The sequence below is a fragment of the uncultured Psychroserpens sp. genome (assembly GCF_947500255.1).
Taxonomy (GTDB): Bacteria; Bacteroidota; Bacteroidia; order Flavobacteriales; family Flavobacteriaceae; genus Psychroserpens.
This window is the reverse complement of record NZ_CANMRL010000001.1, coordinates 23,375-47,277: the sequence shown is the minus strand read 5'-3', so window position 1 is coordinate 47,277 and position 23,903 is coordinate 23,375. Positions and strand designations below refer to the sequence as shown.

21 protein-coding genes and 1 riboswitch are annotated in these 23,903 nt (G+C 34.2%); of the genes, 17 read left to right on the top strand and 4 right to left on the bottom strand.

Annotation, left to right across the window (positions count from 1 at the left end; translation table 11 throughout):
• Nucleotides 1-5: 5 nt before the first annotated feature.
• From Q0783_RS00220 to metK, 3 genes are all read right to left on the bottom strand, one after another.
• Nucleotides 6-1,820 (bottom strand): Ig-like domain-containing protein, encoded by a 1,815-nt coding sequence (locus Q0783_RS00220; RefSeq protein ID WP_298892330.1) that lies wholly within the window; start codon nt 1,818-1,820, stop codon nt 6-8.
• Between the two features lie 248 nt (nt 1,821-2,068).
• A complete protein-coding gene (locus Q0783_RS00215; protein ID WP_298892328.1) occupies nt 2,069-2,581 on the bottom strand; it encodes a hypothetical protein in 513 nt (170 codons plus the stop codon).
• Nucleotides 2,582-2,791: 210 nt separating this feature from the next.
• Nucleotides 2,792-4,045, bottom strand: a complete 1,254-nt coding sequence (gene metK, locus Q0783_RS00210) for a methionine adenosyltransferase (protein WP_298892326.1) — start codon at nt 4,043-4,045, stop codon at nt 2,792-2,794.
• Nucleotides 4,046-4,301: 256 nt separating this feature from the next.
• Nucleotides 4,302-4,423: riboswitch (SAM riboswitch) on the top strand.
• A gap of 119 nt (nt 4,424-4,542) precedes the next feature.
• On the opposite strand from metK, the gene Q0783_RS00205 reads away from it, so the two are divergent.
• From Q0783_RS00205 to Q0783_RS00175, 7 genes are all read left to right on the top strand, one after another.
• Nucleotides 4,543-5,718: a PLP-dependent aspartate aminotransferase family protein gene (locus tag Q0783_RS00205; RefSeq protein ID WP_298892324.1), complete on the top strand. Its 1,176-nt coding sequence runs from the start codon at nt 4,543-4,545 to the stop codon at nt 5,716-5,718.
• Nucleotides 5,705-6,787, top strand: a complete 1,083-nt coding sequence (locus tag Q0783_RS00200; protein ID WP_298892322.1) for an aspartate kinase — start codon at nt 5,705-5,707, stop codon at nt 6,785-6,787. The genes Q0783_RS00205 and Q0783_RS00200 overlap by 14 nt, the downstream gene beginning before the upstream one ends.
• Before the next feature lie 5 nt (nt 6,788-6,792).
• Entirely contained in the window at nt 6,793-7,794 is a 1,002-nt protein-coding gene (locus tag Q0783_RS00195) for a homocysteine S-methyltransferase family protein (protein WP_298892320.1), read from the top strand.
• On the top strand, nt 7,794-10,472 hold the full coding sequence (metH, locus tag Q0783_RS00190) for a methionine synthase (protein WP_298892318.1): 2,679 nt from the start codon (nt 7,794-7,796) through the stop codon (nt 10,470-10,472). The genes Q0783_RS00195 and metH overlap by 1 nt, the downstream gene beginning before the upstream one ends.
• 172 nt (nt 10,473-10,644) lie before the next feature.
• Entirely contained in the window at nt 10,645-11,601 is a 957-nt protein-coding gene (gene metF, locus Q0783_RS00185) for a methylenetetrahydrofolate reductase [NAD(P)H] (protein WP_298892316.1), read from the top strand.
• Between the two features lie 34 nt (nt 11,602-11,635).
• Nucleotides 11,636-12,733, top strand: coding sequence for an acyloxyacyl hydrolase (locus Q0783_RS00180; protein WP_298892314.1), 1,098 nt, complete (start codon nt 11,636-11,638; stop codon nt 12,731-12,733).
• Nucleotides 12,730-13,482 carry a head GIN domain-containing protein gene (locus Q0783_RS00175; protein WP_298892312.1) on the top strand — a complete coding sequence of 251 codons (753 nt, stop codon included), beginning with the start codon at nt 12,730-12,732 and terminating at the stop codon, nt 13,480-13,482. The genes Q0783_RS00180 and Q0783_RS00175 overlap by 4 nt, the downstream gene beginning before the upstream one ends.
• A 219-nt stretch (nt 13,483-13,701) precedes the next feature.
• On the opposite strand, the gene gldA is transcribed toward Q0783_RS00175, so the two are convergent.
• Complete coding sequence (gene gldA / locus Q0783_RS00170; protein WP_298892310.1) at nt 13,702-14,595, bottom strand: gliding motility-associated ABC transporter ATP-binding subunit GldA; 894 nt, start codon at nt 14,593-14,595, stop codon at nt 13,702-13,704.
• A 281-nt stretch (nt 14,596-14,876) separates the two neighbouring features.
• Here gldA and Q0783_RS00165 point away from each other — a divergent pair, with 281 nt between their 5' ends.
• The 10 genes from Q0783_RS00165 to Q0783_RS00120 all read left to right on the top strand — a co-directional run bounded on the left by Q0783_RS00165 (nt 14,877) and on the right by Q0783_RS00120 (nt 23,897).
• Nucleotides 14,877-15,704 (top strand): prephenate dehydratase, encoded by an 828-nt coding sequence (locus Q0783_RS00165; RefSeq protein WP_298892308.1) that lies wholly within the window; start codon nt 14,877-14,879, stop codon nt 15,702-15,704.
• Nucleotides 15,701-16,846, top strand: coding sequence for an aminotransferase class I/II-fold pyridoxal phosphate-dependent enzyme (locus Q0783_RS00160; RefSeq protein WP_298892306.1), 1,146 nt, complete (start codon nt 15,701-15,703; stop codon nt 16,844-16,846). Before Q0783_RS00165 ends, Q0783_RS00160 begins: the two co-directional genes overlap by 4 nt.
• 3 nt (nt 16,847-16,849) lie before the next feature.
• Nucleotides 16,850-17,701, top strand: a complete 852-nt coding sequence (locus tag Q0783_RS00155; RefSeq protein ID WP_298892304.1) for a prephenate dehydrogenase — start codon at nt 16,850-16,852, stop codon at nt 17,699-17,701.
• A 9-nt stretch (nt 17,702-17,710) separates the two neighbouring features.
• The gene (locus Q0783_RS00150; RefSeq protein ID WP_298755077.1) at nt 17,711-18,793 is read left to right on the top strand and encodes a bifunctional 3-deoxy-7-phosphoheptulonate synthase/chorismate mutase type II; all 1,083 of its coding nucleotides are present in this window, start codon (nt 17,711-17,713) and stop codon (nt 18,791-18,793) included.
• Nucleotides 18,794-18,926: 133 nt separating this feature from the next.
• Nucleotides 18,927-19,583 (top strand): T9SS type A sorting domain-containing protein, encoded by a 657-nt coding sequence (locus Q0783_RS00145; protein ID WP_298892302.1) that lies wholly within the window; start codon nt 18,927-18,929, stop codon nt 19,581-19,583.
• 71 nt (nt 19,584-19,654) lie between these two features.
• The gene (gene rsgA, locus Q0783_RS00140) at nt 19,655-20,605 is read left to right on the top strand and encodes a ribosome small subunit-dependent GTPase A (RefSeq protein WP_298892300.1); all 951 of its coding nucleotides are present in this window, start codon (nt 19,655-19,657) and stop codon (nt 20,603-20,605) included.
• Nucleotides 20,592-20,909, top strand: a complete 318-nt coding sequence (locus Q0783_RS00135; RefSeq protein WP_298892298.1) for a hypothetical protein — start codon at nt 20,592-20,594, stop codon at nt 20,907-20,909. Before rsgA ends, Q0783_RS00135 begins: the two co-directional genes overlap by 14 nt.
• Nucleotides 20,910-20,929: 20 nt before the next feature.
• The gene (dtd, locus tag Q0783_RS00130; protein WP_298892295.1) at nt 20,930-21,382 is read left to right on the top strand and encodes a D-aminoacyl-tRNA deacylase; all 453 of its coding nucleotides are present in this window, start codon (nt 20,930-20,932) and stop codon (nt 21,380-21,382) included.
• The gene (locus Q0783_RS00125) at nt 21,382-21,909 is read left to right on the top strand and encodes a metal-dependent hydrolase (protein ID WP_298892293.1); all 528 of its coding nucleotides are present in this window, start codon (nt 21,382-21,384) and stop codon (nt 21,907-21,909) included. The genes dtd and Q0783_RS00125 overlap by 1 nt, the downstream gene beginning before the upstream one ends.
• 86 nt (nt 21,910-21,995) lie before the next feature.
• A complete protein-coding gene (locus Q0783_RS00120) occupies nt 21,996-23,897 on the top strand; it encodes a DUF3857 domain-containing protein (RefSeq protein ID WP_298892291.1) in 1,902 nt (633 codons plus the stop codon).
• Nucleotides 23,898-23,903: the final 6 nt, after the last annotated feature.

Genomic DNA, 23,903 nt, shown 5'->3' with positions numbered 1-23,903 from the left:
CACGTTTAATTGTCTCTTAAGACATGAATAATACCATTTATGGTATGCATCACCCCTAAAGAATCTTCATAACTACCACTAAAATTAATGTCAATATACTCGTTTGTGTCACCTAAGGTGGTGAAATTGAAAATGATATTATTGTTATTGGATGAGATGTCATTGCATTCAGAAATATTAAAGCCAGTATCTCCTCCAATTATACCGTTCCATTCATAATAATCATATGTACCAATATAAGGATCACCATTAAGAACGCCTTGTAAATAGAAACAATTCTCACCACTTCCAAAGATAGCAAGTGTAGGTGCATCATAATTAGGATTGTATTCGGCAAATAATACCTCAAAACCGTCAATGAAAACTTCGGTTTCATTATCATCAATGGTATATTGAACAAATTCGGTAACTGTATTACAAGCTGATATGGTTCCTATGTTAGTTACTGGTGTAGTAAATGTATAACTAATACTATCAGTAACTTGTAAATTCACATAGTCACTTCCTTTTATACTAAATGTATTATTAGATTCACATCTTATAAGATTGAATTCAAAGTTTCCGTCTTCAACAACATCTGTGAAAACCTGACCACCATAATTCATTAGTATGTAACCATCTGTAACAGGATTTCCACTACAATCGTTAAATATACCTGTAACTGTTTCAGAAATAGTTTCAGGACCATCAAGTATCGTTATGCTTATAGCAGAGTCTACTACAAATGGACCAATAGTCTCAGAATATATTGGGCTTTGTCCACATATGTCATAGCTATAAACATTAATTTCTAAGGTTTCACCACTTGGTATTACACCGCAAGTTTCACCATTTTCATTGGTATAACCAGAAGTTGTCCCATAATTTGAACTTGTCAAAGTCACTTGAGTATTTGCTATAGGGTTTGACTCACTATCAAAAACAGTGACACAAAAATCCACATATTCTGCTGGGATATCACAATTCCAAAAGGAGAAATGAGATACGGTTCCAACATAAGTGTTTCCAACTAAAGTAGCTTGACCTTCTTCAATCCAATATCCATTGGCTTCATCAAAATACCAAAGCGGAATAGAACTAGGTGCATTTGTCATTAAGCTAGGATCGAGTGGTATTTTTATTTCAGCTGTAGACCCTTCCGTAAGATTAAGATCTTCACCATTTTCACCACGTAATTCTACTGCTAACATTCCAAATGTTTGAAGCATTCGCTCTTCATTTTGAGCGTTGGCAGCATATAACATACCAGGCATTTGATCTTGCATATTTTCATCTACTGGATCGAGAAGATGCATAATGACGTTAACACTTCCATCATAAGCAGTACCATCAGGTTTTATATAATCACCTTCTAAAGCTACCGAAGCACCATTAGGTAAGTTAATAGTTTCTTGAGTACCACTAGCAGTTGTACCAACAACTGTTTCTGATAACATCATAATACGTACTTTGTTGGTGCCTTGACTAGGAACCACAGCTCTTGAAGCATGAATATAACCAGCTTTTTCTGCTTTAATATAGCCAAAGCGCTGGTTGACTGTAGCATTGTTAATAATGAAAACACCATTACTATCAGTCATAGCTGTAGAGCTACCAATACTAATCATAACATTTTCAATAGGGTTGCCATTGATGTCAACAATAGTTCCTAAGAAGTCTCTTGAGATTTCATCACCGAAATTTTCAGAGAATGTGGTTGGATCTGGACCTTGATTTTGAGGGTTTGAAGTTGTGTTGTCGTCATCTGTACAAGACAAACATAAAAACATACACAAGACAATAAGTAAAAAAGATTTACGGGGCATTTGTAATAATTTCATAGAGTTAAGTTTTGTTGTTGTTACTATAACAGTTAAGGTTAAAAAATTCCTACGTGATTGATTTTGGATTCTGATTTTGTAATCAAATTGACTACAGTTTCTAATAAGATGATAGTTGCTAAAAAAGGTTGCGTGATGTCTCACAACTAAATCTAATTAAATCACTTCGTTTTTAATTTTTGTCATTGTAAACGTTCCATTTTCTAGTGATATATAAAAAGTGATAAAACCTTTCCAGAAGAGTAGTTTTAATTATCTCTTAGGACGTGAACACATCCAACAATGGTTTTATAGCTATCAGTAAAAGTAGCATCATAATATTCTCCAGCGAAGTTAATATCAATATACTCGTCTATAACTCCAATATTTGTTACGTTAAATACTAATGTATTATCAATATTTGGTGAAACAGTTAAATTAGAAAAATAAAAACCAAGATCCTCGTTCTGATCATTTGTATTGCTGAACAAATACTCGTAGGAATTGATTGGTTGATTAAAATCGATTTTCCCTGAAATAAGAAGAGTAGCACCATCATCAGAATTAAATATCATAGTTAATTTTCCAATATTTTCATTAAACTGAGAATAAGTTATAGATGTGGGGAATGTAATTCCAGTATCTTCATCAATAGTGATTTTTGCATATTCGTCAAACTCACTACAATCAATTTCCAAAATGTCATTTTGAATAATGTCATTGTTCTCACAACATAAGAAACTCAAAGACAGGGTCAATAATAATATATTTAAGATTTTCATTGCATACAAATTACAGTTTCTACTAAGATGATAGTTTTCTACTAAGATGATAGTTGCTAAAAAAGGTTGCGTGGTTTTTTAAAATTAATTTTTAAAGAAGTAAATTCACTTTGAATATTATTTAAACTATATGTTATGAAATTCTGGTAAAAAACAAAAAACCTCTAAATGTTTAATTTAGAGGTTTTTATTTGTGATTTTTTTGGATACTTACAATCCAAAAGCAGCTTTTACTTTATCAACATAATCTAACTTTTCCCAAGTGAATAATTCGACATCCATCGTTACAGGATTGCCATTAGGTTGATTAAATGTTTTGCTTACTGTTTCAGAATCGCGTCCCATATGGCCATAAGCAGCTGTTTCGCTATACATAGGTTGACGTAATTTTAAACGTTCTTCAATAGCAGCTGGTCGCATATCAAAAACCTCGGCGATTTTTTCAGCGATCTCACCATCTGTAATATTAAATGGGCAAGTACCATACGTATCTACAAAAATAGAGGTTGGCTCTACAACACCAATCGCATAACTCACTTGTACTAAAATTTCATCACAAATACCAGCAGCTACCATGTTTTTTGCAATATGTCTAGTTGCATAAGCAGCACTTCGATCTACTTTACTTGGATCTTTTCCAGAGAATGCACCTCCACCATGAGCGCCTTTTCCACCATAAGTGTCAACGATAATTTTACGTCCAGTTAATCCTGTGTCACCATGAGGTCCACCAATGACAAACTTTCCAGTTGGATTGATGTGATACGTAATATCATCATTGAACAGTACTTGAATAGGTTCTGGTAATTTTGCCACCACTCTAGGAATCAATATCTCTACAATATCTTTTCTAATTTTAGCTAACATCTCTTCATCATTAGCAAAATCATCATGTTGTGTAGAGACCACAATAGCATCAATTCGCTGAGGAACATTATCATCACTATATTCAATTGTCACCTGACTTTTAGAATCTGGTCTTAAATAAGTAATGTCTTTGTTCTCACGACGTAAATCGGCTAGTTCTTTTAAAATCCTATGTGAAAGATCTAGAGCTAAAGGCATGAAGTTTTCAGTCTCACGCGTGGCATACCCAAACATCATTCCTTGATCTCCCGCACCTTGTTCCTCTTTGCTTTCTCTGTCTACACCACGATTAATATCTTCAGATTGCTCATGGATTGCAGAAAACACACCACAAGAATTACCATCAAACATATATTCACTTTTAGTGTATCCAATTTTATTGATGGTATCTCTAGCTATTTTTTGTACATCAAGGTAAGTATTCGACTTCACTTCACCTGCAAGTACAACTTGCCCAGTAGTGACTAAAGTTTCACATGCTACCTTGGATTCTTTGTCAAAAGCTAAAAAATTATCTATTAAAGCATCACTAATTTGATCTGCTACTTTATCTGGATGTCCTTCAGAGACGCTTTCCGAAGTAAATAAATATCCCATAAATCTCTTTTAAATTATATTGTTTTTTGAAAAATGAATTGAGATTGCTTGGTCGCTAGAGAAGTTGTAAACTAACTGCTTTAGCATTTTTTATTGAGGTTGCAATCAGAACAAATTTTTCCTCTTAAATTATTATTTGGCAAAAGTAAAAAAATAAAGGGGAAAGTATATTTATTTTATTTTTTTTCTGAAATATTTGGTTTTTTAATTTTTCTATTGCAATATTTGTATTCACAAAGTTCAATAACTTACTGAAATGTTATCAAGAAAGGCGGAGGGAATAGACCCGAAGAAGCCTTAGCAACCCTTAAGCAATTAAGAAGGTGCTAAATTCTACTTGAAGCGTGATTCATTTATCACGATTTAGATAGATAACTCAGCGTAATTACTCATCTGTACTTACGTTATTTCTTATAACATTTTTCTATTAGGTACGCTTTTTAAAGCGCATTTGACTTTTGAATTAATTTATTTATTAACTCAAAAAAATTAGAAAAATGAGTGCAACAAAAATTATTCATTCCATTCCAAGTGATCCACTCACTGGAGCAATTTCGGTACCTGTGTACCAAACGTCAACTTTTATTCAGGATGCTCCTGGTGTAAATAAAGGTTATGATTATGCAAGAAGCAACAACCCAACACGACATGTTTTGGAAGATGTGGTTGCCAAACTTGAAGGCGGCGATTCGGCATTTGCTTTTGCTACTGGTTTAGCCGCTATTGATGCTGTTTTAAAACTATTATCTGCTGGTGATGAGATTATAGCAGTAGATGATATTTATGGCGGTGCCTATCGCTTATTTACACATGTTTATGAAAAACTTGGTGTTACAGTGCATTACGTTGATACTACAGATGCAGCTAATGTCGCTAATGTGATTAGTAGCAAAACAAAACTGGTTTGGATAGAATCACCAACCAATCCAACGTTGAAGGTTTCAGACATTCAAACGATAAGTATTATTGCAAAAAGTGTAGGTGCTTTGTTAGTTGTAGACAATACATTCGCAAGCCCTATTGCACAGCAACCAATAGCGCTTGGAGCAGATCTCATTATTCATAGCGGAACAAAGTATATTGGCGGTCATTCCGATTTGGTAGCTGGTCTAGTAGTAACTAAAACCAAAGAATTATCTGAACGGTTAAAGTTCATTCAAAATGCTTCTGGTGGTATTTTAGGACCTTGGGATTGCTTTTTAACCATTCGAGGTATTGAAACCTTAGAGTTGCGTTATCAAAAGCAATGCGAAAACGCCTTTGCTGTAGCTGCTTTTTTAGTAAATCACCATGCTGTAGATGAAGTGTTTTTTCCAGGATTGGTGACGCATAAAAATCATGATATCGCTAAGCGTCAACAAAATGGGTTATTTGGAGGAATTGTATCTTTTACGTTAAAAGAGGATACACAAGAAGCAGCCAATCATTTTGTTACCAATACGAGCTACTTTAAACTTGCAGAAAGTCTTGGTGGTGTGAAAAGCTTGCTATGCCATCCACCACAAATGACACATGCTTCAATACCTAGAGAAAAACGATTACAATCTGGAATAAAAGATTCTCTCATTCGATTGTCTTGTGGAATTGAAGATGCTCAAGATTTAATTAATGACCTTAACCAAGCGTTTACTGCAAAGCATACATCTAAAACTCAGAATTATGTCAAGTCGTAAAACCATACATCTTGTGATTTTTGGGATTGGAAACGTTGGTAGTACACTTATCAGTCAAATCAACGCTTCAAAAGAACGTTTGCAATCACAATTGAATTTAAATATTGAAATTCCAGTAGTGACTAATTCCAAGCTTGTTTTTTTTAATGATGAGGGAGACATTGATACTTGGGAAACCAATTTCAAAAAATTTTCTGTCCCGTTTGATGTATCAGATATCATTACATTCGTGAAGGAACAACAGTATGAAAACGTAATTGCTGTTGATGCAACTGCTAGTGCAGATCTGGTTAAGAATTATATTTCATTAATCGAAAATGGATTTCATATTGTATCGGCTAATAAGTTAGCAAATACGTTACATTATGAATTTTATGATGGATTGCGCTTAGCACTAAAGAAACATAAGAAGTCATTTTTATACGAAACCAATGTTGGTGCTGGACTACCGATTATAGAGACAATTAGAAATCTTTATGATTCTGGCGAGGAGATTGAAAAAATAAGAGGTGTGTTTTCGGGTTCATTGAGTTATGTATTTAATACGTTTTCTTCGGAAAATAAAACATTCTCAAAGGTATTAACTAAAGCTTCACATTTAGGATTAACAGAACCCGATGCTCGTGAAGATCTTTCAGGAAATGATGTGGCCAGAAAACTCTTAATTTTAGCAAGAGAATTAGATTTAAATGTAGAATTTCAGAATGTAAAGATTCAGTCTTTAGTGCCTAAAAACCTAAATGGAAAGACGAGTTTACATCAATTTAAAACTAGAATTAAAGAGTTAGACCAACCTTTTTTAGAACGTAAGGATGCCTTGTCCAAAAATCAAGTGTTGAGATACGTAGGTGAATTGAATGTAGCTGAAAAACGATTAGAAGTCAAGCTCATTTCCGAAGAGAAACAATCTGCTTTAGGTCAATTAAAAGGTTCTGATGCCATTTTTGAAATCTTTACAAAATCCTATGGTGCACAACCTATAGTAATTCAAGGTGCAGGAGCAGGTAAAGAGGTTACAGCTAGAGGCGTCTTATCAGATATAGTCAAGCTTTCAAACCATATAAATTAAAGTCTATGAGTGATATCAGAGAAGAAATAGAAAAACGAATTTTAGTACTAGATGGTGCCATGGGAACTATGCTGCAACGTTATGATTTTTCTGAAGAGGATTTTAGAGGCGAGCGATTTAAAGATTACCCTACGTCTCTAAAAGGAAATAATGATTTATTGTCGATAACACAACCGCAAGCTATAGCCGAAGTACATGGTTTATATTTTGAGGCTGGAGCAGATATTGTAGAAACCAATACGTTCTCTGGAACAACAATTGCCATGGCAGATTATCAAATGGAAGATTTGGTTTACGAACTCAATTATGAGTCGGCTAAAATCGCAAAGCAAGTTGCCAATGAGTTTACAAAAGCAAATCCTGAAAAACCTCGATTTGTAGCTGGAAGCATCGGACCAACAAATAAGACAGCGAGCATGTCGCCAGATGTTAATAAGCCAGAATATAGAGCCATAACTTTTGAAGAGCTGCGTATTGCTTACAAAGAACAGGTAGAAGCGTTGATTGATGGCGGTGTAGATGTGTTATTGGTTGAGACCATTTTTGATACACTCAATGCTAAAGCGGCTTTATTTGCAATTGAAGAAGTTAAGGAAGAGCGTCAAATCGATATACCAATTATGGTATCTGGAACTATTACTGATGCTTCAGGACGAACCTTATCTGGCCAAACCGTTGAAGCATTTTTAACTTCTATTTCACACGTGCCTTTATTGAGTGTTGGTTTTAATTGTGCCCTAGGCGCAGAACAGCTCAAGCCTTATTTGCAGCGATTGTCTTATGAAACCGAATTTTATACCTCGGCGCATCCCAATGCAGGTTTGCCAAATGCTTTTGGGGAATACGATCAGTCTGCAATACAAATGCAAGAATTAATAGAAGATTACCTAAAAGACGGTTTGATTAATATTATTGGTGGTTGTTGTGGGACAAATCCAAAGCATATTCAAGCTATTGCTGAAGTTGCTAAAAATTATAAACCTAGACAGATTAATATTGAAGTATAATGGTAAGACGTAATACATATTTAACCTTATCTGGTCTTGAGCCTTTGGTTGTGACTCCTGAAAGTAATTTCATCAATGTTGGAGAACGTACCAATGTGACTGGATCTAGAAAGTTTCTCAGATTGATTAAAGAAGAGAAATATGATGAAGCTCTCGATGTTGCTAGAGATCAAGTTGAAGGAGGCGCCCAAATTTTAGATGTTAATATGGATGAAGGCATGCTCGATGGGAAGTATGCCATGATTAAGTTTTTAAACCTTATCGCTTCAGAACCTGATATTGCACGTATTCCAATAATGATAGATAGCTCTAAATGGGATATTATTGAAGCTGGATTACAGGTGGTTCAAGGTAAATGTGTAGTTAATTCAATTAGCTTAAAAGAAGGTGAAAACGAATTTATTCGTCAGGCAAAATTAATCAAACGCTATGGAGCAGCAGTGATTGTTATGGCTTTTGATGAGGTTGGTCAAGCAGATACATATCAGAGACGTATTGATATTTGTAAGCGTTCTTATGATGTTTTGGTCAATCAAGTCAATTTCCCACCCCAAGACATTATTTTCGATCCTAATATTTTCCCTGTAGCTACAGGTATGGATGAACATCGTTTAAATGCTTTAGACTTTTTTAAAGCCACAAAATGGATTCGTGAAAATTTGCCTCATGCAAATGTGTCGGGAGGAGTGAGTAATGTTTCATTCTCATTCAGAGGAAATACAATTGTTCGGGAAGCGATCAACTCTGCATTTTTATATCATGCTATTCAACATGGTATGACTCTTGGCATTGTGAATCCAACGTTGTTAGAGGTCTATGATGAAATTCCGAAGGATTTATTACAGCATGTTGAAGATGTGTTGTTTGATAGACATGATGATGCTACCGAACGTTTACTAGATTTTGCCGAAACTGTAAAAGGACAAAAAAAAGAAGACGATACTAAGGTTTTAGAATGGCGAAACGCACCTTTACAAGAACGTATTACACATGCTTTAGTTAAAGGGATCGACGCTTTTATTGTTGAGGATGTTGAAGAAGCTCGTGTATTATCTGTTAAACCTATTCAGGTTATTGAAGGCCATTTGATGGTAGGAATGAATGTGGTTGGTGATCTATTTGGTAGCGGAAAAATGTTTTTGCCTCAAGTCGTAAAATCTGCACGTGTCATGAAAAAAGCAGTAGCTTATTTGCAACCTTTTATTGAAGCCGAAAAAGATGGAAAACAAGCATTTGCAGGTAAAATATTAATGGCTACTGTAAAAGGAGATGTACATGATATAGGAAAGAATATTGTGAGTGTGGTTTTGGGTTGCAATAATTATGAAATTATCGATTTAGGAGTTATGGTTCCTCCTGAAAAAATTATAGAAACAGCAGTCAAAGAAAATGTAGATGTTATAGGATTAAGTGGATTAATAACACCATCACTTGATGAAATGGTTTATCTCTCTAAAGCTATGAAAAAGGAGAATTTAACGATTCCATTAATCATTGGTGGTGCTACCACATCCAAAGCGCATACATCTGTAAAGATCGCACCTCATTATAATCATACTGTTGTGCATATTAATGATGCATCAAGAGCAGTTACTGTTGTTGGTAATTTATTGCAAAAGGATAATAAAGCTTACAAAACTCAAATTCGTGAGGAGTATGACAAATTTCGAGAGCAGTTTTTAACGCGAGGAAAACGAAAAGAATATATCTCAATAGATGTCGCACGACAACGTAAATATCAAATTAATTGGGCTACTTCGGAAATTGTTAAGCCAAAACGATTAGGAATTCAAGTTATAGACCATTTTGATCTGGCACAATTAGAAGCATACATAGATTGGAGTCCGTTTTTTAGAAGCTGGGATCTCCACGGAAAATTTCCAGATATTTTAAATGATTCTGTTGTTGGACAGCAAGCGCAAGACTTGTTTAAAGATGCACAGGACTTACTGAAACGAATTTTGGATGAACAACTCCTTAAAGCAAAAGCTATTTTTGGATTATTTCCTGCCAACACGATCAATGATGATGACATTGAAGTGTATGATGATAACGGAAATGTGCAAGCCATCTTTTTAACGCTTCGTCAACAACTTAAAAAAAGAGAAGGTGTTCCAAATATAGCGCTGGCTGATTTTATTGCGCCAAAAACGTCAGGAATACAGGATTATATTGGTGGTTTTTGCGTCACTACAGGTTTTGGTACTCAAGAATTAGCCGAACAGTTTGAAGCCGCTAACGATGATTATAATTCGATTATGATTAAAGCATTAGCAGATCGATTGGCAGAAGCTTTTGCCGAGTACTTGCACGAGCATGTAAGAAAAGATGTTTGGGCTTATGCTTCAGACGAACATCTTAGTAATGAAGAATTAATCAAAGAAAGTTATAAAGGCATTCGGCCAGCACCTGGTTATCCAGCATGCCCAGATCATTTAGAAAAAACAACCTTATGGCACTTATTAGATGTTGAAGAACACATAGGTGTTAAGCTTACCGAGAGTTTAGCGATGTGGCCAGCTGCTAGTGTAAGTGGCTATTACTTTGGACATCCCGAAGCTAAATATTTCGGATTGGGAAAAATAACTGAAAACCAATTAGAGGATTATGCAAAACGTAGACAGATTAGTGAAGATCAAGCCAGAAAATGGCTCAATCCGAATCTGGCAGAAACTTAACAATTTCTTAGAACTAAGCTTACCATAAGATAGCAACTAAAACCTAATCTTGTATTGAACAAAACAGTCAAGATGATGAAAAAATATAAAGTAGAAATAAGATTTGCATTGCAATTATTAGTGTTAACCACAGTGTCTTTGCTCATAGCATATCTCACATCAACACCATAGTATGAAAGTTACCGAACACATAAAAAATGCCAACGGAAACACACAATTTTCTTTTGAGATTTTACCACCTTTAAAAGGGCAGCATATTCAATCAATTTTTGATAATATCGATCCGTTAATGGAGTTTAAGCCACCTTTTATTGATGTGACCTATCATCGTGAAGAGTATACCTTTAAAGATGCTGGTAATGGATTGCTCAAAAAGCAAATTGTAAAGAAACGTCCTGGAACTGTTGGGATTTGTGCAGCGATCCAAAATAAATATGGTGTCGATGCGATTCCTCATATTTTATGTGGCGGATTTACAAAAGAAGATACCGAAAATTTCCTTATCGATCTAGATTTTCTTGGGATTGATAATGTTATGGCACTTCGAGGTGATGCCGTAAAAACCGAAACCTATTTCAAACCAGAAAAAGATGGCCATGAATATGCAAGTGGTTTGGTAACTCAAATTTCCGACTTAAATCAAGGCAATTATCTTGATGAAGAATTGGAAAATTCCTCACCAACTAATTTTTGTATCGGCGTTGCTGCCTATCCCGAAAAACACGCTGAAGCGCCTAGTTTAGATAGTGATATTCATTTCCTCAAAAAGAAAATAAAAAAAGGAGCTACTTATATTGTGACACAAATGTTTTTTGATAATGATAAATACTTCAAATTTGTTGAAAAATGTAGAAACGAAGGGATTACCGTTCCTATAATTCCTGGATTAAAACCTATAGCCACAAAGAAGCAACTTAATTTAATTCCACATCGTTTTCATGTGGATCTTCCAGAAGATCTTATTATAGAAATTGTAAAATGCAATGATAATAAAGCTGTGCGTCAAGTTGGAATTGAATGGTGCATACAACAATCTAAAGAGCTTCAAAAAGCAGGGATTCCTGTCTTGCATTATTATTCTATGGGGAAAAGTGATAATATTAAAGCGGTTGCTTCGCAGGTGTTTTGATTATTCTGTTATTTTTGTGGCATAACTAAATTGAATGAAGCGTTTTTTTAACTGCGTTTTTTGTTTGCTTTTTATATCTGTATCTGCTCAAGAGGAAGACCCTAAGCTGTTTACTCTAGATGTAAACACCTTCTACGGAACTATTCTGGAGCATAATCCAGATATTTCTCATTTGATTACAGACCATCCAACAGGATTTATTTTAAGTTATAATAGAAAAACTTTCGGATTTAAAAATTGGGAAAGCCGATATAATTATCCAGATTGGGGATTTTCGTTTGTATACCAAGATATGAAAAACCGCTTTCTTGGTGAGAATTATGGATTATACGCTCACTATAATTTTTACTTTTTAAAACGGAACTTAAACTTTAGAATAGGTCAAGGAATAGCGTATACCACAAATCCGTATGACAAAGAAACCAACTTTATAAATAATGCATATGGTTCAGATTTAATGAGTACAACCTACGCGATGCTTAACTATAAAAAGGAGAATATATTCAAAGGTTTTGGAGTTCAGGCTGGTATTTCTGTGATTCATTATTCAAATGCTAATTTTAGAGCGCCAAACAATTCAACGAATACCTTTGTATTTAATGTTGGAGCTAATTATTTGTTCGATTATGAAAAAGAACAGGACTACATCCCGTCTTCCGAAGAGAAAAAATATAAAGAAAAGATCAAATATAATTTAGCCTTTAGAAGTGGAGTCAATGAAAGTGATATTATCGATATTGGGCAATATCCATTTTATATAGTCTCAGCTTATGCCGATAAACGCTTAAACCGAAAAAGCGCCATACAAGTTGGAGCCGATGTCTTTTTCTCTAAATTTTTAAAAGAGCTCATTTACTTCTATTCTGTAGCATTTCCTGAACTAAATGTAAGTGGTGATGAAGATTGGAAACGTGTTGGTGTTTTTGTTGGACATGAACTATTTATTAATAAAATGTCGTTTATTTCTCAATTGGGTTATTACGTATATTACCCTTACGATTTTGAAGGACGTGTTTATAATAGGATTGGTTTAAAGCGTTATTTTGGAGACAAAATATTTGGAGCTATAACGTTAAAATCTCACGGAGCTAAGGCCGAAGCTGTAGAATTTGGAATAGGAATACGATTATGAAAAAACTAATTTACATCACATGCTTTACGCTTTTATTATTCTCTTGCAATGGTGAAAATGTACCTGATTGTTTTCAAAATACAGGTGACATTGTAGAGCAAGAATTTAATGTAGATGCGTTTACTAAAATTGCAGTTTTTCCAAGGGTAGAGTTAATACTTACAGAGGCGGCGACTCAAAAGGTAACTGTTCAAACAGGAGAGTATTTACTTAATGATATTGAGGTTAAAGTCATTAATGGAAGATTGGAGCTTTACAACAATAATGCTTGTAATATTACACGAGATTATGGAGTTACTAAAGTATTTGTTAGCGCACCAAATATTACTCAAATTAGAAACGGATCTGGTTTGCCTGTCCGCAGTAATGGTGTATTGAATTACAATAATTTAGAATTGATTTCTGAAGATTTTGAAGAAGAAGATGCTGTAAATACAGATGGTAATTTCATTTTAGAAATTGATTGTAACACATTTACAGTAATCGTAAACAACCTCTCAACATGTTTTATTTCGGGAGAAGTAGATACGGCCAACATACGATTTTTCTCAGGCGATGCTAGATTTGAAGGACGTCACTTGGTAGCTCAAGATATTGATATATTTCAGCGTAGCAGTAATGATATGATTATTAATGCACAACAATCTATAACAGGCGAAATACGAAGTACTGGTGATGTCATTCTAGTTAATACGCCTTCAGTTGTTGATGTAGAACAATTCTATACTGGACAGCTAATTTTTGAATAATTAAATGATACAGTATATAAGCAAGAACAGGAGAAACATAAATCCAAAGAAACCTAAAATAGTATTCCATCGTTCTTCTAATATGTCGTCATATTTTCTTTTACCAAGATAAACAAGTCATTTGATAGAAGCGCCAATTGGTTTTAATAAATCCAGTATAAAATCTGCAAAAAATTATCCAATAAATGCTATAAAGAATTCGCCCATATTACTTTTCGATTAAGATGTAAGCTCTCTAAACAAACTTTCTAAACTGGCATTTTTTTGATTGAGCTGAAGAATCTTCAATTCATTATCATGTGCAAAATCAAATACATGAGAACGCATGTCATCTCCTGTTGCGAATGTGATTTCGTAAATGAAATCATGTGTATTCTTAACACTTTTAGCATTAGGAAGTTTAAGTAAAAAAGCATCTTCTACACGATAGTCAAACTCTACGATAACGGTTTGTTCCTTGTCATCTCTTAACTCTTTTAATTTTTTATCAGCAACGATTTGTCCCTTATTTATTATAATCACACGATCACATATGGCCTCCACTTCCTGCATAATATGCGTAGATAGAAATACTGTTTTGTCTTTACCAATATTTTTAATAAGATGTCTTATGTCTACCAATTGGTTTGGATCAAGACCTGTTGTTGGTTCATCTAAAATTAAAACTGACGGATTATGTAAAAGCGCATTAGCCAAACCTACACGTTGCCTGTAGCCTTTTGATAATTGTCCTATCTTTTTATGTGCTTCTGGAGTAAGCCCAGTTAATTCAATTACATCATTAATTCTAGATTTTGGTGTTTTATAAATCCCAGCGTTAAAAGTCAAATATTCTTTAACGTACATGTCTAGGTATAATGGATTGTGCTCTGGTAAATAACCTACGCTAGTTTGCACGTCTTTTTTATCAACTTCAACGTTAAAGCCACTTACTTTGGCAACACCTTCTGTTGCATTGATATAGGTGGTTAAGATTTTCATAAGTGTCGATTTTCCAGCGCCATTCGGACCTAAAAAACCTACAATTTCACCTTTGTTAACAGAGAAAGAAATACTGTCAAGCGCTTTTTGCTCACCGTAAACTTTAGAGATGTTTTCAACTTCTATAGACATATACCAAAATTATTTATTCAAAAATAGTAATTATAACCAATGGCTACCTTTAAATTATGAATTCTTTAAAACTGAAACGAAAAACTCAAAAATATGTTATAACAATTTTGATTTCTTAAAATAATAATTACATTAGCAATTCAATAACACTATGAACACTTTAAATTATACATATTATAACTGGTTTTATTTCTTTTTTAACGAAAAGGAAGAGACGTTATATGTATAATTTATTAAGAATAAATTTAATATGAGTCTCGATGAAAATCGGGACTTTTTTTATGATAAAATCAGTAGCTATACAAGGAATAAAAGGATCATTTCATCACATTGTATCACAGCAATTTTTTGATCAATTGGTTGATGTTAATGAGTATTTGACGTTTGATAAAACAGTCGACAGTTTATTGACTCGTAAGAGTGATGCTGCAATTATGGCAATTGAAAATTCTATTGCAGGTTCGATCATTCCAAATTATGCATTAATAGATACAAAAGGGTTACATATTGTTGGTGAGCATTATTTAGATATTCAACATCACTTAATGGCATTGCCAAACCAAACTATTAATGATATTGAAGAAGTGTATTCGCATCCAATGGCGCTGTTACAATGCAAAGATTTTTTCAAACAATATCCGCATATTAAGCTCATTGAAGATAAAGATACAGCTGAAGTAGCACAACGCATTCAGACACATCAAATTAAAAACGTTGCAGCAATAGCATCTCAATTAGCTGCACAATTGTTTGAATTAAAGATTATTTCAGAAAGCATTCAAACCATTAAACACAATGAAACACGATTTGTAGTTGTAAAGACAAAAAACGCTGAAATTTCTGAAGATGAAATCAACAAAGCTTCAGTTAAATTTGAATTAGACCATAAAAGAGGAAGTTTGGCGACTATTTTAAACGTATTAAGTGATTGTAAGTTAAATTTAACGAAGATACAATCACTCCCAAAAATTGAAACGCCTTGGAAGTATGCTTTTTTTGTAGATTTAACTTTTGACTCTTATAAAGATTTCGAAAAAGCTAAGTCTGTAATGACCATAATGGCTCAAGAGTTTAAAGTATTGGGAGAATATAAAAATGCAAGACAATGATTCAGATTGCTAACCGATTACAAAACGTTGAAGAATATTACTTCTCAAAAAAATTAAGAGAAGTGAGGTTGCTTAAATCTCAAGGGAAACCAATTATCAATTTAGGTATTGGTAGCCCAGATTTAAATCCGCCAGAACGCGTACTTAATGCATTAGTGGAGACGTTTAATGAAGAAGGAGCACATAAATATCAAAGCTATCAAGGGATACCAGAACTAAGGGAGGCTATTGCCAATTTTTATAAAAGGTACTTCAATGTACCGTTGAGCCCGTTGACAGAAATCCTTCCACTTATGGGAAGCAAAGAGGGTATTTTACATATATCTATGGCGTTTTTAAATGAAGGCGATGAGGTATTGATTCCAAATCCAGGTTATCCAACATATCAATCGGTGACTAATTTAGTAGGAGCTACACCCGTGCATTATGATCTTACAGAAGATAATAATTGGTTGCCAGATCTTATTGCTCTAGAAAAAAGAGGCCTTGAAAAGGTAAAGCTCATGTGGGTGAATTATCCTCATATGCCAACTGGAGCAGCTGCTACAAATAAATTATTTGAAGATTTGATAACATTCGCAAAGCGAAATGATATTTTGATTGTTAATGATAATCCATACAGCTTTATATTGAATAAATACCCAAGAAGTATTCTTAAATATAATGGAGCTTCTGAGGTGTGTTTGGAATTAAATTCGCTTAGTAAAACCTTTAATATGGCAGGTTGGCGTGTAGGTATGTTGTTAGGAAAAAGTGAGTACATCAACGCCGTATTACGCGTAAAAAGTAACATGGATTCTGGAATGTTTTTAGGGATTCAAAAAGGTGCAATAGAAGCTCTAAACTGCTCTGATATTTGGTTTTTAAGCCTCAATAGTGTTTATGAACAACGTCGAAAAATTGCATGGCAGATAGCCGAGGCACTTAATTGTACCTATGATAAAGGATCGACAGGCTTATTTGTTTGGGCAAAATTACCCGACTATTTAGATGCCGAAGAGTATATAGATTTAATACTAAAAGAGAGATCTATTTTTATTACGCCAGGAACTATTTTTGGAAGTAATGGAAAAGGATATATAAGAATTTCATTGTGTGCGCCTCAAGATGAGTTGGAAGAAGCACTAGCAAGATTGACATAGCATATGAATAACATTTACATTATTGGTGTAGGATTAATTGGTGGGAGTTTGGCGTTAGATATCAAATCTAATTACAACAAGGCTAGAGTTTTTGGAATTGATGCTAATAACGATCACATACAGCAAGCCATTGCGCTCAATATTATTGAAGATGAAGCATCGTATGATGATTTGCATAATGCCGATTTAGTGGTGCTCGCTATTCCAGTTGATAAGGCAGTTCTTGAGTTACCAAAAATATTGGATGTTATTTCAGATCAAACATTGGTGATTGATGTTGGCTCAACCAAGCTTCCTGTTTGTAAAGCTATTGAAGACCACAAAAGACGTCGTAATTTTTTGGCAACACATCCTATTGCCGGAACCGAATTTTCTGGACCTAAAGCAGCTATAAGAGATTTGTTTCAGAAGAAAACGAACATTATTTGTGAGGTTGAGAAAACCACATTTAAATTGCAAGAGAAAGCTTTACAGTTATTTTCAGACTTAGGTATGCGTATTCGATATATGAATCCAGAAGCTCATGACAAACATATTGCTTACGTGTCTCATTTATCGCACATTAGTTCATTTATGTTGGGTAAAACAGTTATAGAAAAAGAAAAGAACGAACGCGATATTTTTGATATGGCAGGAAGTGGTTTTGAGAGTACTGTACGTTTGGCTAAAAGTTCTCCTGAAATGTGGACACCAATTTTTAAACAAAATAGAGAGAATGTTATTGAAACATTAGAAGAATATATCGCCAATTTGAAACAATTTAAAACGTTGATGGAAGCCGATGATTTTGATGAGATTTACAACGAAATGAAAAATACAAATCATATAAAAGAGATATTAAAAGGAATTGCTTAATAGAAAATTATGGAGAATAAGAAAGAGTTGAGAGCATGGTTAGATAAGTTCGGATTAGAACATCCGCTTGTTATTGCAGGACCATGTAGTGCCGAAACTGAGCAGCAGGTTTTAAAAATTGCGCACCAGTTAAAAGATAGTGATGCTACTGTGTTAAGAGCTGGTATTTGGAAACCTAGAACACGCCCTGGGAATTTTGAAGGCGTTGGTGCATTGGGTTTGAAATGGCTACAAAAGGCGAAAGAGGAAACGGGAATGATGATTACGACCGAAGTTGCTAACGCACATCATGTTGATTTGGCCTTAAAGCACGATGTTGACATATTATGGATTGGTGCGCGTACTACTGTGAGTCCGTTTATTGTGCAAGATATCGCAGATGCTTTAAAAGGAACCGATAAAACAGTATTGATTAAAAATCCTGTGAATCCAGATTTGGCGCTTTGGTTAGGTGCTGTAGAACGGTTTCACACGGCAGATGTAAAAAATCTAGGTGTAATCCACAGAGGGTTTTCAACTTATGAAAAAACACGTTATAGAAATAATCCTGAATGGCAAATTGCTGTTGACCTTCAAAACCGTTTTCCTGATTTACCTTTAATTTTGGATCCGTCACATATTGCTGGTCGTCGAGATATTATTTTCGATCTCTGTCAAACTGCCCTTGATCTTAATTATGATGGCTTAATGATAGAAACGCATTACGATCCTGATAAAGCTTGGAGTGATGCAGCTCAACAGATCACACCAGATACATTGATCAAGTATACTGAAGATTTACGTATTAGAAAGGAAACAGATAATGAAGCAGAATTCAAGAATGCATTGAATACGCTTCGTACAAAGATTGATGTGATAGATCATCAATTAATTGAAATGTTAGGCAAACGTATGATCGTGGCAGATGGTATTGGAGAGTTAAAGAAGTCTAGAAACGTTGCTGTTTTACAAACCAAACGTTGGAATGAAATTCTTGGCAAAATGATCCTGCAAGGCGAAGAGAAGAACTTGAGCGAAGAATTTATCTTACGTGTGTTTAAAGCCATTCACCAAGAATCCATCAATCACCAAGAAAAGATTATTAACGGATAAACTTAAAAGCCTCAAACGTATTGAGGCTTTTTTTTTTACACGTTTACTAATCAAAATGTAGTGTTCACTCATTATCAGTTTCAGTTGGTTTCTATTTCAATTAGGTTTGATGTATCAACCAATATATAGAATTATGAAACCGATCGTACTAGCATTGACAACATTTTTAACCTTGTCTTCTTTTGCACAAACAACCATTAAAGGAACCATTTCAGATGGAAATGGTGAAGTCCCATTTTCAAACATTATTATTAAACATTCAAACAAAGGTGTTTTAGCAGATGAAAAAGGACGCTTTAGTATTGAGGCAAAATCAACTGATACATTGCAAATATCAAATTTAGGATATCACACAGAAGAGATTGTTGTTGGTGAACAAAAGAAATTGAATATTGTCCTAAAAGATTATGAGGAATTGGCAGAAATTGTCATAGTTGGATATAAGACGCATACTAAATGTTCGTATTTAATATGTGGAAAAAGAAGAGAGTGTGGTTCTGTGCCTGTTTCTGTTGTACCTAAATATATCGAGGATATAGAACAACGCAAAACAACACTGTATCCAAACCCATCAAATGATGGTATATTCAATATCAAATGCAGTGATGACTTTTCTAATGTGACGGTTGTTGTAGCCGATCTCACAGGGCGAATTATTTTAAATTCAACATATAAAAACCTCGACTCAACGGTTAGCGTCGATTTATCCAATCAACCTTCAGGTATTTATATTATCAATTTACAATCCAACGGAAAAACCATTACTTCAAAAAAAGCAATACGAGTTTAGTTAACAAAAGACTGACAACCGTCAGTCTTTTTTTATTGGTTTAAAGGCTAATTATTAGCATCTTTGTTGTAATGACAGGAATTGTTTATAAATCAACTGGAAGCTGGTACACCGTTAAAACCGATTTGGGTGCTACATACCTATGTAGAATTAAAGGAAAGTTTCGTCTTAAAGGCATTAAAAGTACCAATCCGATTGCGGTTGGTGATAATGTCGATTTCGAATTAGAAACCAATAACGATGAAACCACAGGCGTGATTCATAACATTCATGATCGTGTCAATTATATTGTTCGTAAATCTGTTAACCTGTCTAAGCAAACGCATATTATCGCTTCAAATGTAGATCAGGTATTTTTGCTAATTACGATTGATAATCCACCAACATTTACCAGTTTTATTGATCGATTTTTAGTCACTGCCGAAGCGTATTCAGTAAAAACAATTCTGTTATTTAATAAGATAGATACCTATAATGAAGAGACGCTAGATGAGGTACGCTATTTAGCTCATGTATATCGAAAGATCGGTTATGAATGTATTGGGATTTCAGCAGAAACAGGAAAGAATGTCGACAAAGTAAAATCACTTATGGTTGGTAAGGTGAGTATGTTTGCTGGTCATTCAGGCGTTGGAAAATCAACATTGGTTAATGCTATAGAGCCCGGTTTAGACCTTAAAACTAAATCTATTTCAACCCAACACAGTCAAGGACAGCATACCACAACATTTGCCGAAATGTTTGATCTGAGTTTTGATGCTAAAATTATTGACACGCCAGGAATAAAAGGCTTTGGTGTCGTAGATATGGATAAAGAAGAAGTTGGTGATTATTTCCCAGAATTCTTTGAACTCAAACAAGACTGTAAGTTCAATAATTGTTTGCATATCGAAGAGCCCAAATGTGCTGTGAAAGATGCATTGGATAAAGATGAAGTAGCCTATTCCAGATATAGAAGCTATCTCCAAATTCTAGAAGGAGAAGAGGAACATTACAGAACTGATAATTATGACAATGAATAAAAAGTCTGCTGTTATTATATTGAGTTTAATATTGTGGTCTTGTACGATTGTTGACAAATCGATTTTTTTGACCATTGAAACAACTTCCAATCCAGATACCATGACAATTGATGGGGAAACTGCTGAAATATCAGATATTATTCCTGCTGTTCAAAATAAAACTAAAGATTTAGATTCTGTACAAAGATCTCAGTTTTATGTCAAATTAAAGATTGACGAAAATACGACCATGGGAATGGTTTCCGATATAAAGTATGAATTAAGAAAAGCCAATGCACTTAATTTACAATTTATCATTAACTAAGAAAACGAAGTAAAAGAGTAATGAAAGCAGTCATCCAACGTGTGTCTCAAGCTTCTGTAACTATTGAAGGGCAAAAAGTGGCCAATATCCAATCGGGTTTGCTTATTCTTTTAGGAATAGTCAATGATGATACACAAGATGATATTAAATGGTTATCTAATAAAATTACAAATCTCCGAATTTTTTCAGATGAGAACGGTGTCATGAATAAGTCAATACTTCAAATAGATGGAGAGGCTATCGTTGTGAGTCAATTTACACTGCATGCTAGTACTAAAAAAGGAAATAGACCTAGCTATATTTATGCCGCTAAGCCAGATATTGCTGTTCCACTCTATAAGGCTTTTGTAAAGCAATTAGAGACCGATTTGGGTAAAGTGGTTCAGACAGGTGAGTTTGGTGCAGATATGAAAGTAGAACTGCTTAATGATGGTCCTGTGACTATAATTATTGATACAAAAAACAAAGCATAATGGCATCAGTTTTTGGTCATGGATTGGTAGCCTATACTACAGCAAAAGTCTTAGATTCAAAATCGAATGCATTATTGGTGTTTCTAGCTATTGGTTCTGCTATACTTCCAGATCTGGATGTACTATCTTTTAAATTTGGTATCGATTATATGCATCCATTAGGACATAGAGGGTTTACACATTCTATTCTGTTTGCATTGATTTGGAGTATTGTATTGTGCGCTGTTTTCGGAAAAACAAGAAAACTAGTTTTCGCCATAGTGATTTTTCTATCAACCATATCTCATGGGATATTAGACGCTATGACTACAGGAGGAAGAGGCGTTGGATTTTTCATTCCTTTTGAAAATTCCAGACATTTTTTTCCATGTAGAGTGATTGAAGTATCACCATTAGGTATTGAACGATTTTTTTCAGAATGGGGCCTTCGTGTTATCATTAGTGAGTTCAAATATATAGCCATTCCATGTTTCATTATTTTAACCACGTTATATGTGTTTAAAAAGAGAAAAAAGTCTATATTGTAGTTGTGTAATTGCTTTTCTGTTTTTTACACATTCTGTTAAAATAAAACAGCTATATTTGAATTAGCTATTAATAAAAACTCTAAAGAATGCCCTTCAGAATTTTGGTGATGTTATTGTTAACATCACTGTCTTCAATGTTGTTTGCCCAAGAGGCCGACTTATATAAATCATCAACGATTCCATTTGAATTAAAAATCAAATCAAATGCTGTCATTAGGTATGATAAAACTGATATCGAAGTCAAGGCTTACAATAAATTTATATACAAAAGAAAACGCATTGTCACAGTATTTAATGAAGGAGGAATAAGACATCAAGGAACTGTGGAGTCTTACGATAAACGCATAAAAATTAAAGCATTAGAAGCTAGGATATATGATAAAAACGGGAATGAAATCAAGAAGTTTAAGGAAAAGGACTTTGAAGATGTTAGTGCCGTAAGTGGAGGTACATTATATTCCGATAGTCGAGTGAAGTATCTGGAATATACACCAATTAGTTATCCATATACAGTATCTTATGAAGTAGAAGTAGAGTATGCGAGTACGGCATTTTTTCCTAGTTGGAGTCCCATAAACGGATTTTATGTTAGTGCTCAGAATTCAGAATATAAAATCACTAATAATTCAGGTGTTGAGTTGAAAACTAAGCCCATCAACCTTGAAAATTATAATATCGAAAAACATAGTGACTATCATTATACAGCAAAAAATTTAACGTCCTTAAAACCTGAAGCATATAGTCCTTCTTTTAGAACATTTGCTCCAGTTTTAAGAGTTGCATTAACCGAATTTGAAATGGAAGGTGTGCGAGGTATTAATAATAACTGGCAAGATTTTGGAAAGTGGATGCATGACGAACTTTTATCGGGAACAGAAGCACTACCAGATGCTGTGAAAACTGAAATTAAAGCACTTACAAAAAATGCAACTTCTGATATTGAAAAAGCTAGAATTGTATACAACTATATGCAAGAAAAAACACGCTATATAAGTGTTCAAGTAGGTATTGGCGGTTGGAAACCTATGTTGGCTGAAGATGTTGAGCGCTTGGGTTATGCCGATTGCAAAGGGTTATCAAACTATACGAAAGCGTTGTTGGAGGAAGTTGGTGTTGAGGCGCATTATGCAGTGATTTATGGTGATGAAGATTTGGTGAGTATAGATAAAGAGTTTTCTGCTACCGAAGGAAACCATGTCGTATTATGCGTCCCAAATGAAGAGAAAGATATTTGGTTAGAATGCACTAATCAAACAAATCCGTTTGGTTTTATTGCGAGCTTTACAGATGATCGTGACGCTTTATTAATCACACCTGAAGGTGGTAAAATTGTACACACCACAATATACAAAACAGAAGATAACCTGCAGTTGACTAATGCAGATGTTAACCTTACGATAAATGGAGAAATTTCTGGAAGTGTTACCATAAAAACTTATGGTTACCAATATGCATTGCATGAAGGTGTTCAAAAAAGACCTCTGCGAGAACAAGAATTATATTTTAAAGAATATTGGGATTATATTAATAATCTTTCAGTAGATAATATAGCCTTTAATAACGATAAAGATCATGTTGAGTTTACAGAAAAAGTAAATGTATCTTCATCTAGTTTTGTTACCAAAACGGGAAAGCGTCTATTGTTTCAGCCTAATGCTTTTAATAGAATCAAAAGTATACCTACGCGCTACGAAAACAGAACTTTAGATTTTGAAATTGAAAGAGGTTATAAAGATGTAGATGAGTTTGTCATTAAAATAGCTCCAGATCTTAAGGTTGAAGCCATGCCAAACCCCATAGAAATAGTCAATAAATTTGGGACTTATAAGTTCTCTATTGAAAAACGCTCAGAACATGAATTGGTCTATAAACGAACACACATTTTAAATAAAGGCTATTATCCTAAAGAAGAGTACGACGATTTCCGCTCTTTTATGTCAACTATTGTGAAGCATGATAAAACTAAAGTTGTACTTACTACTAACTAAATCAAT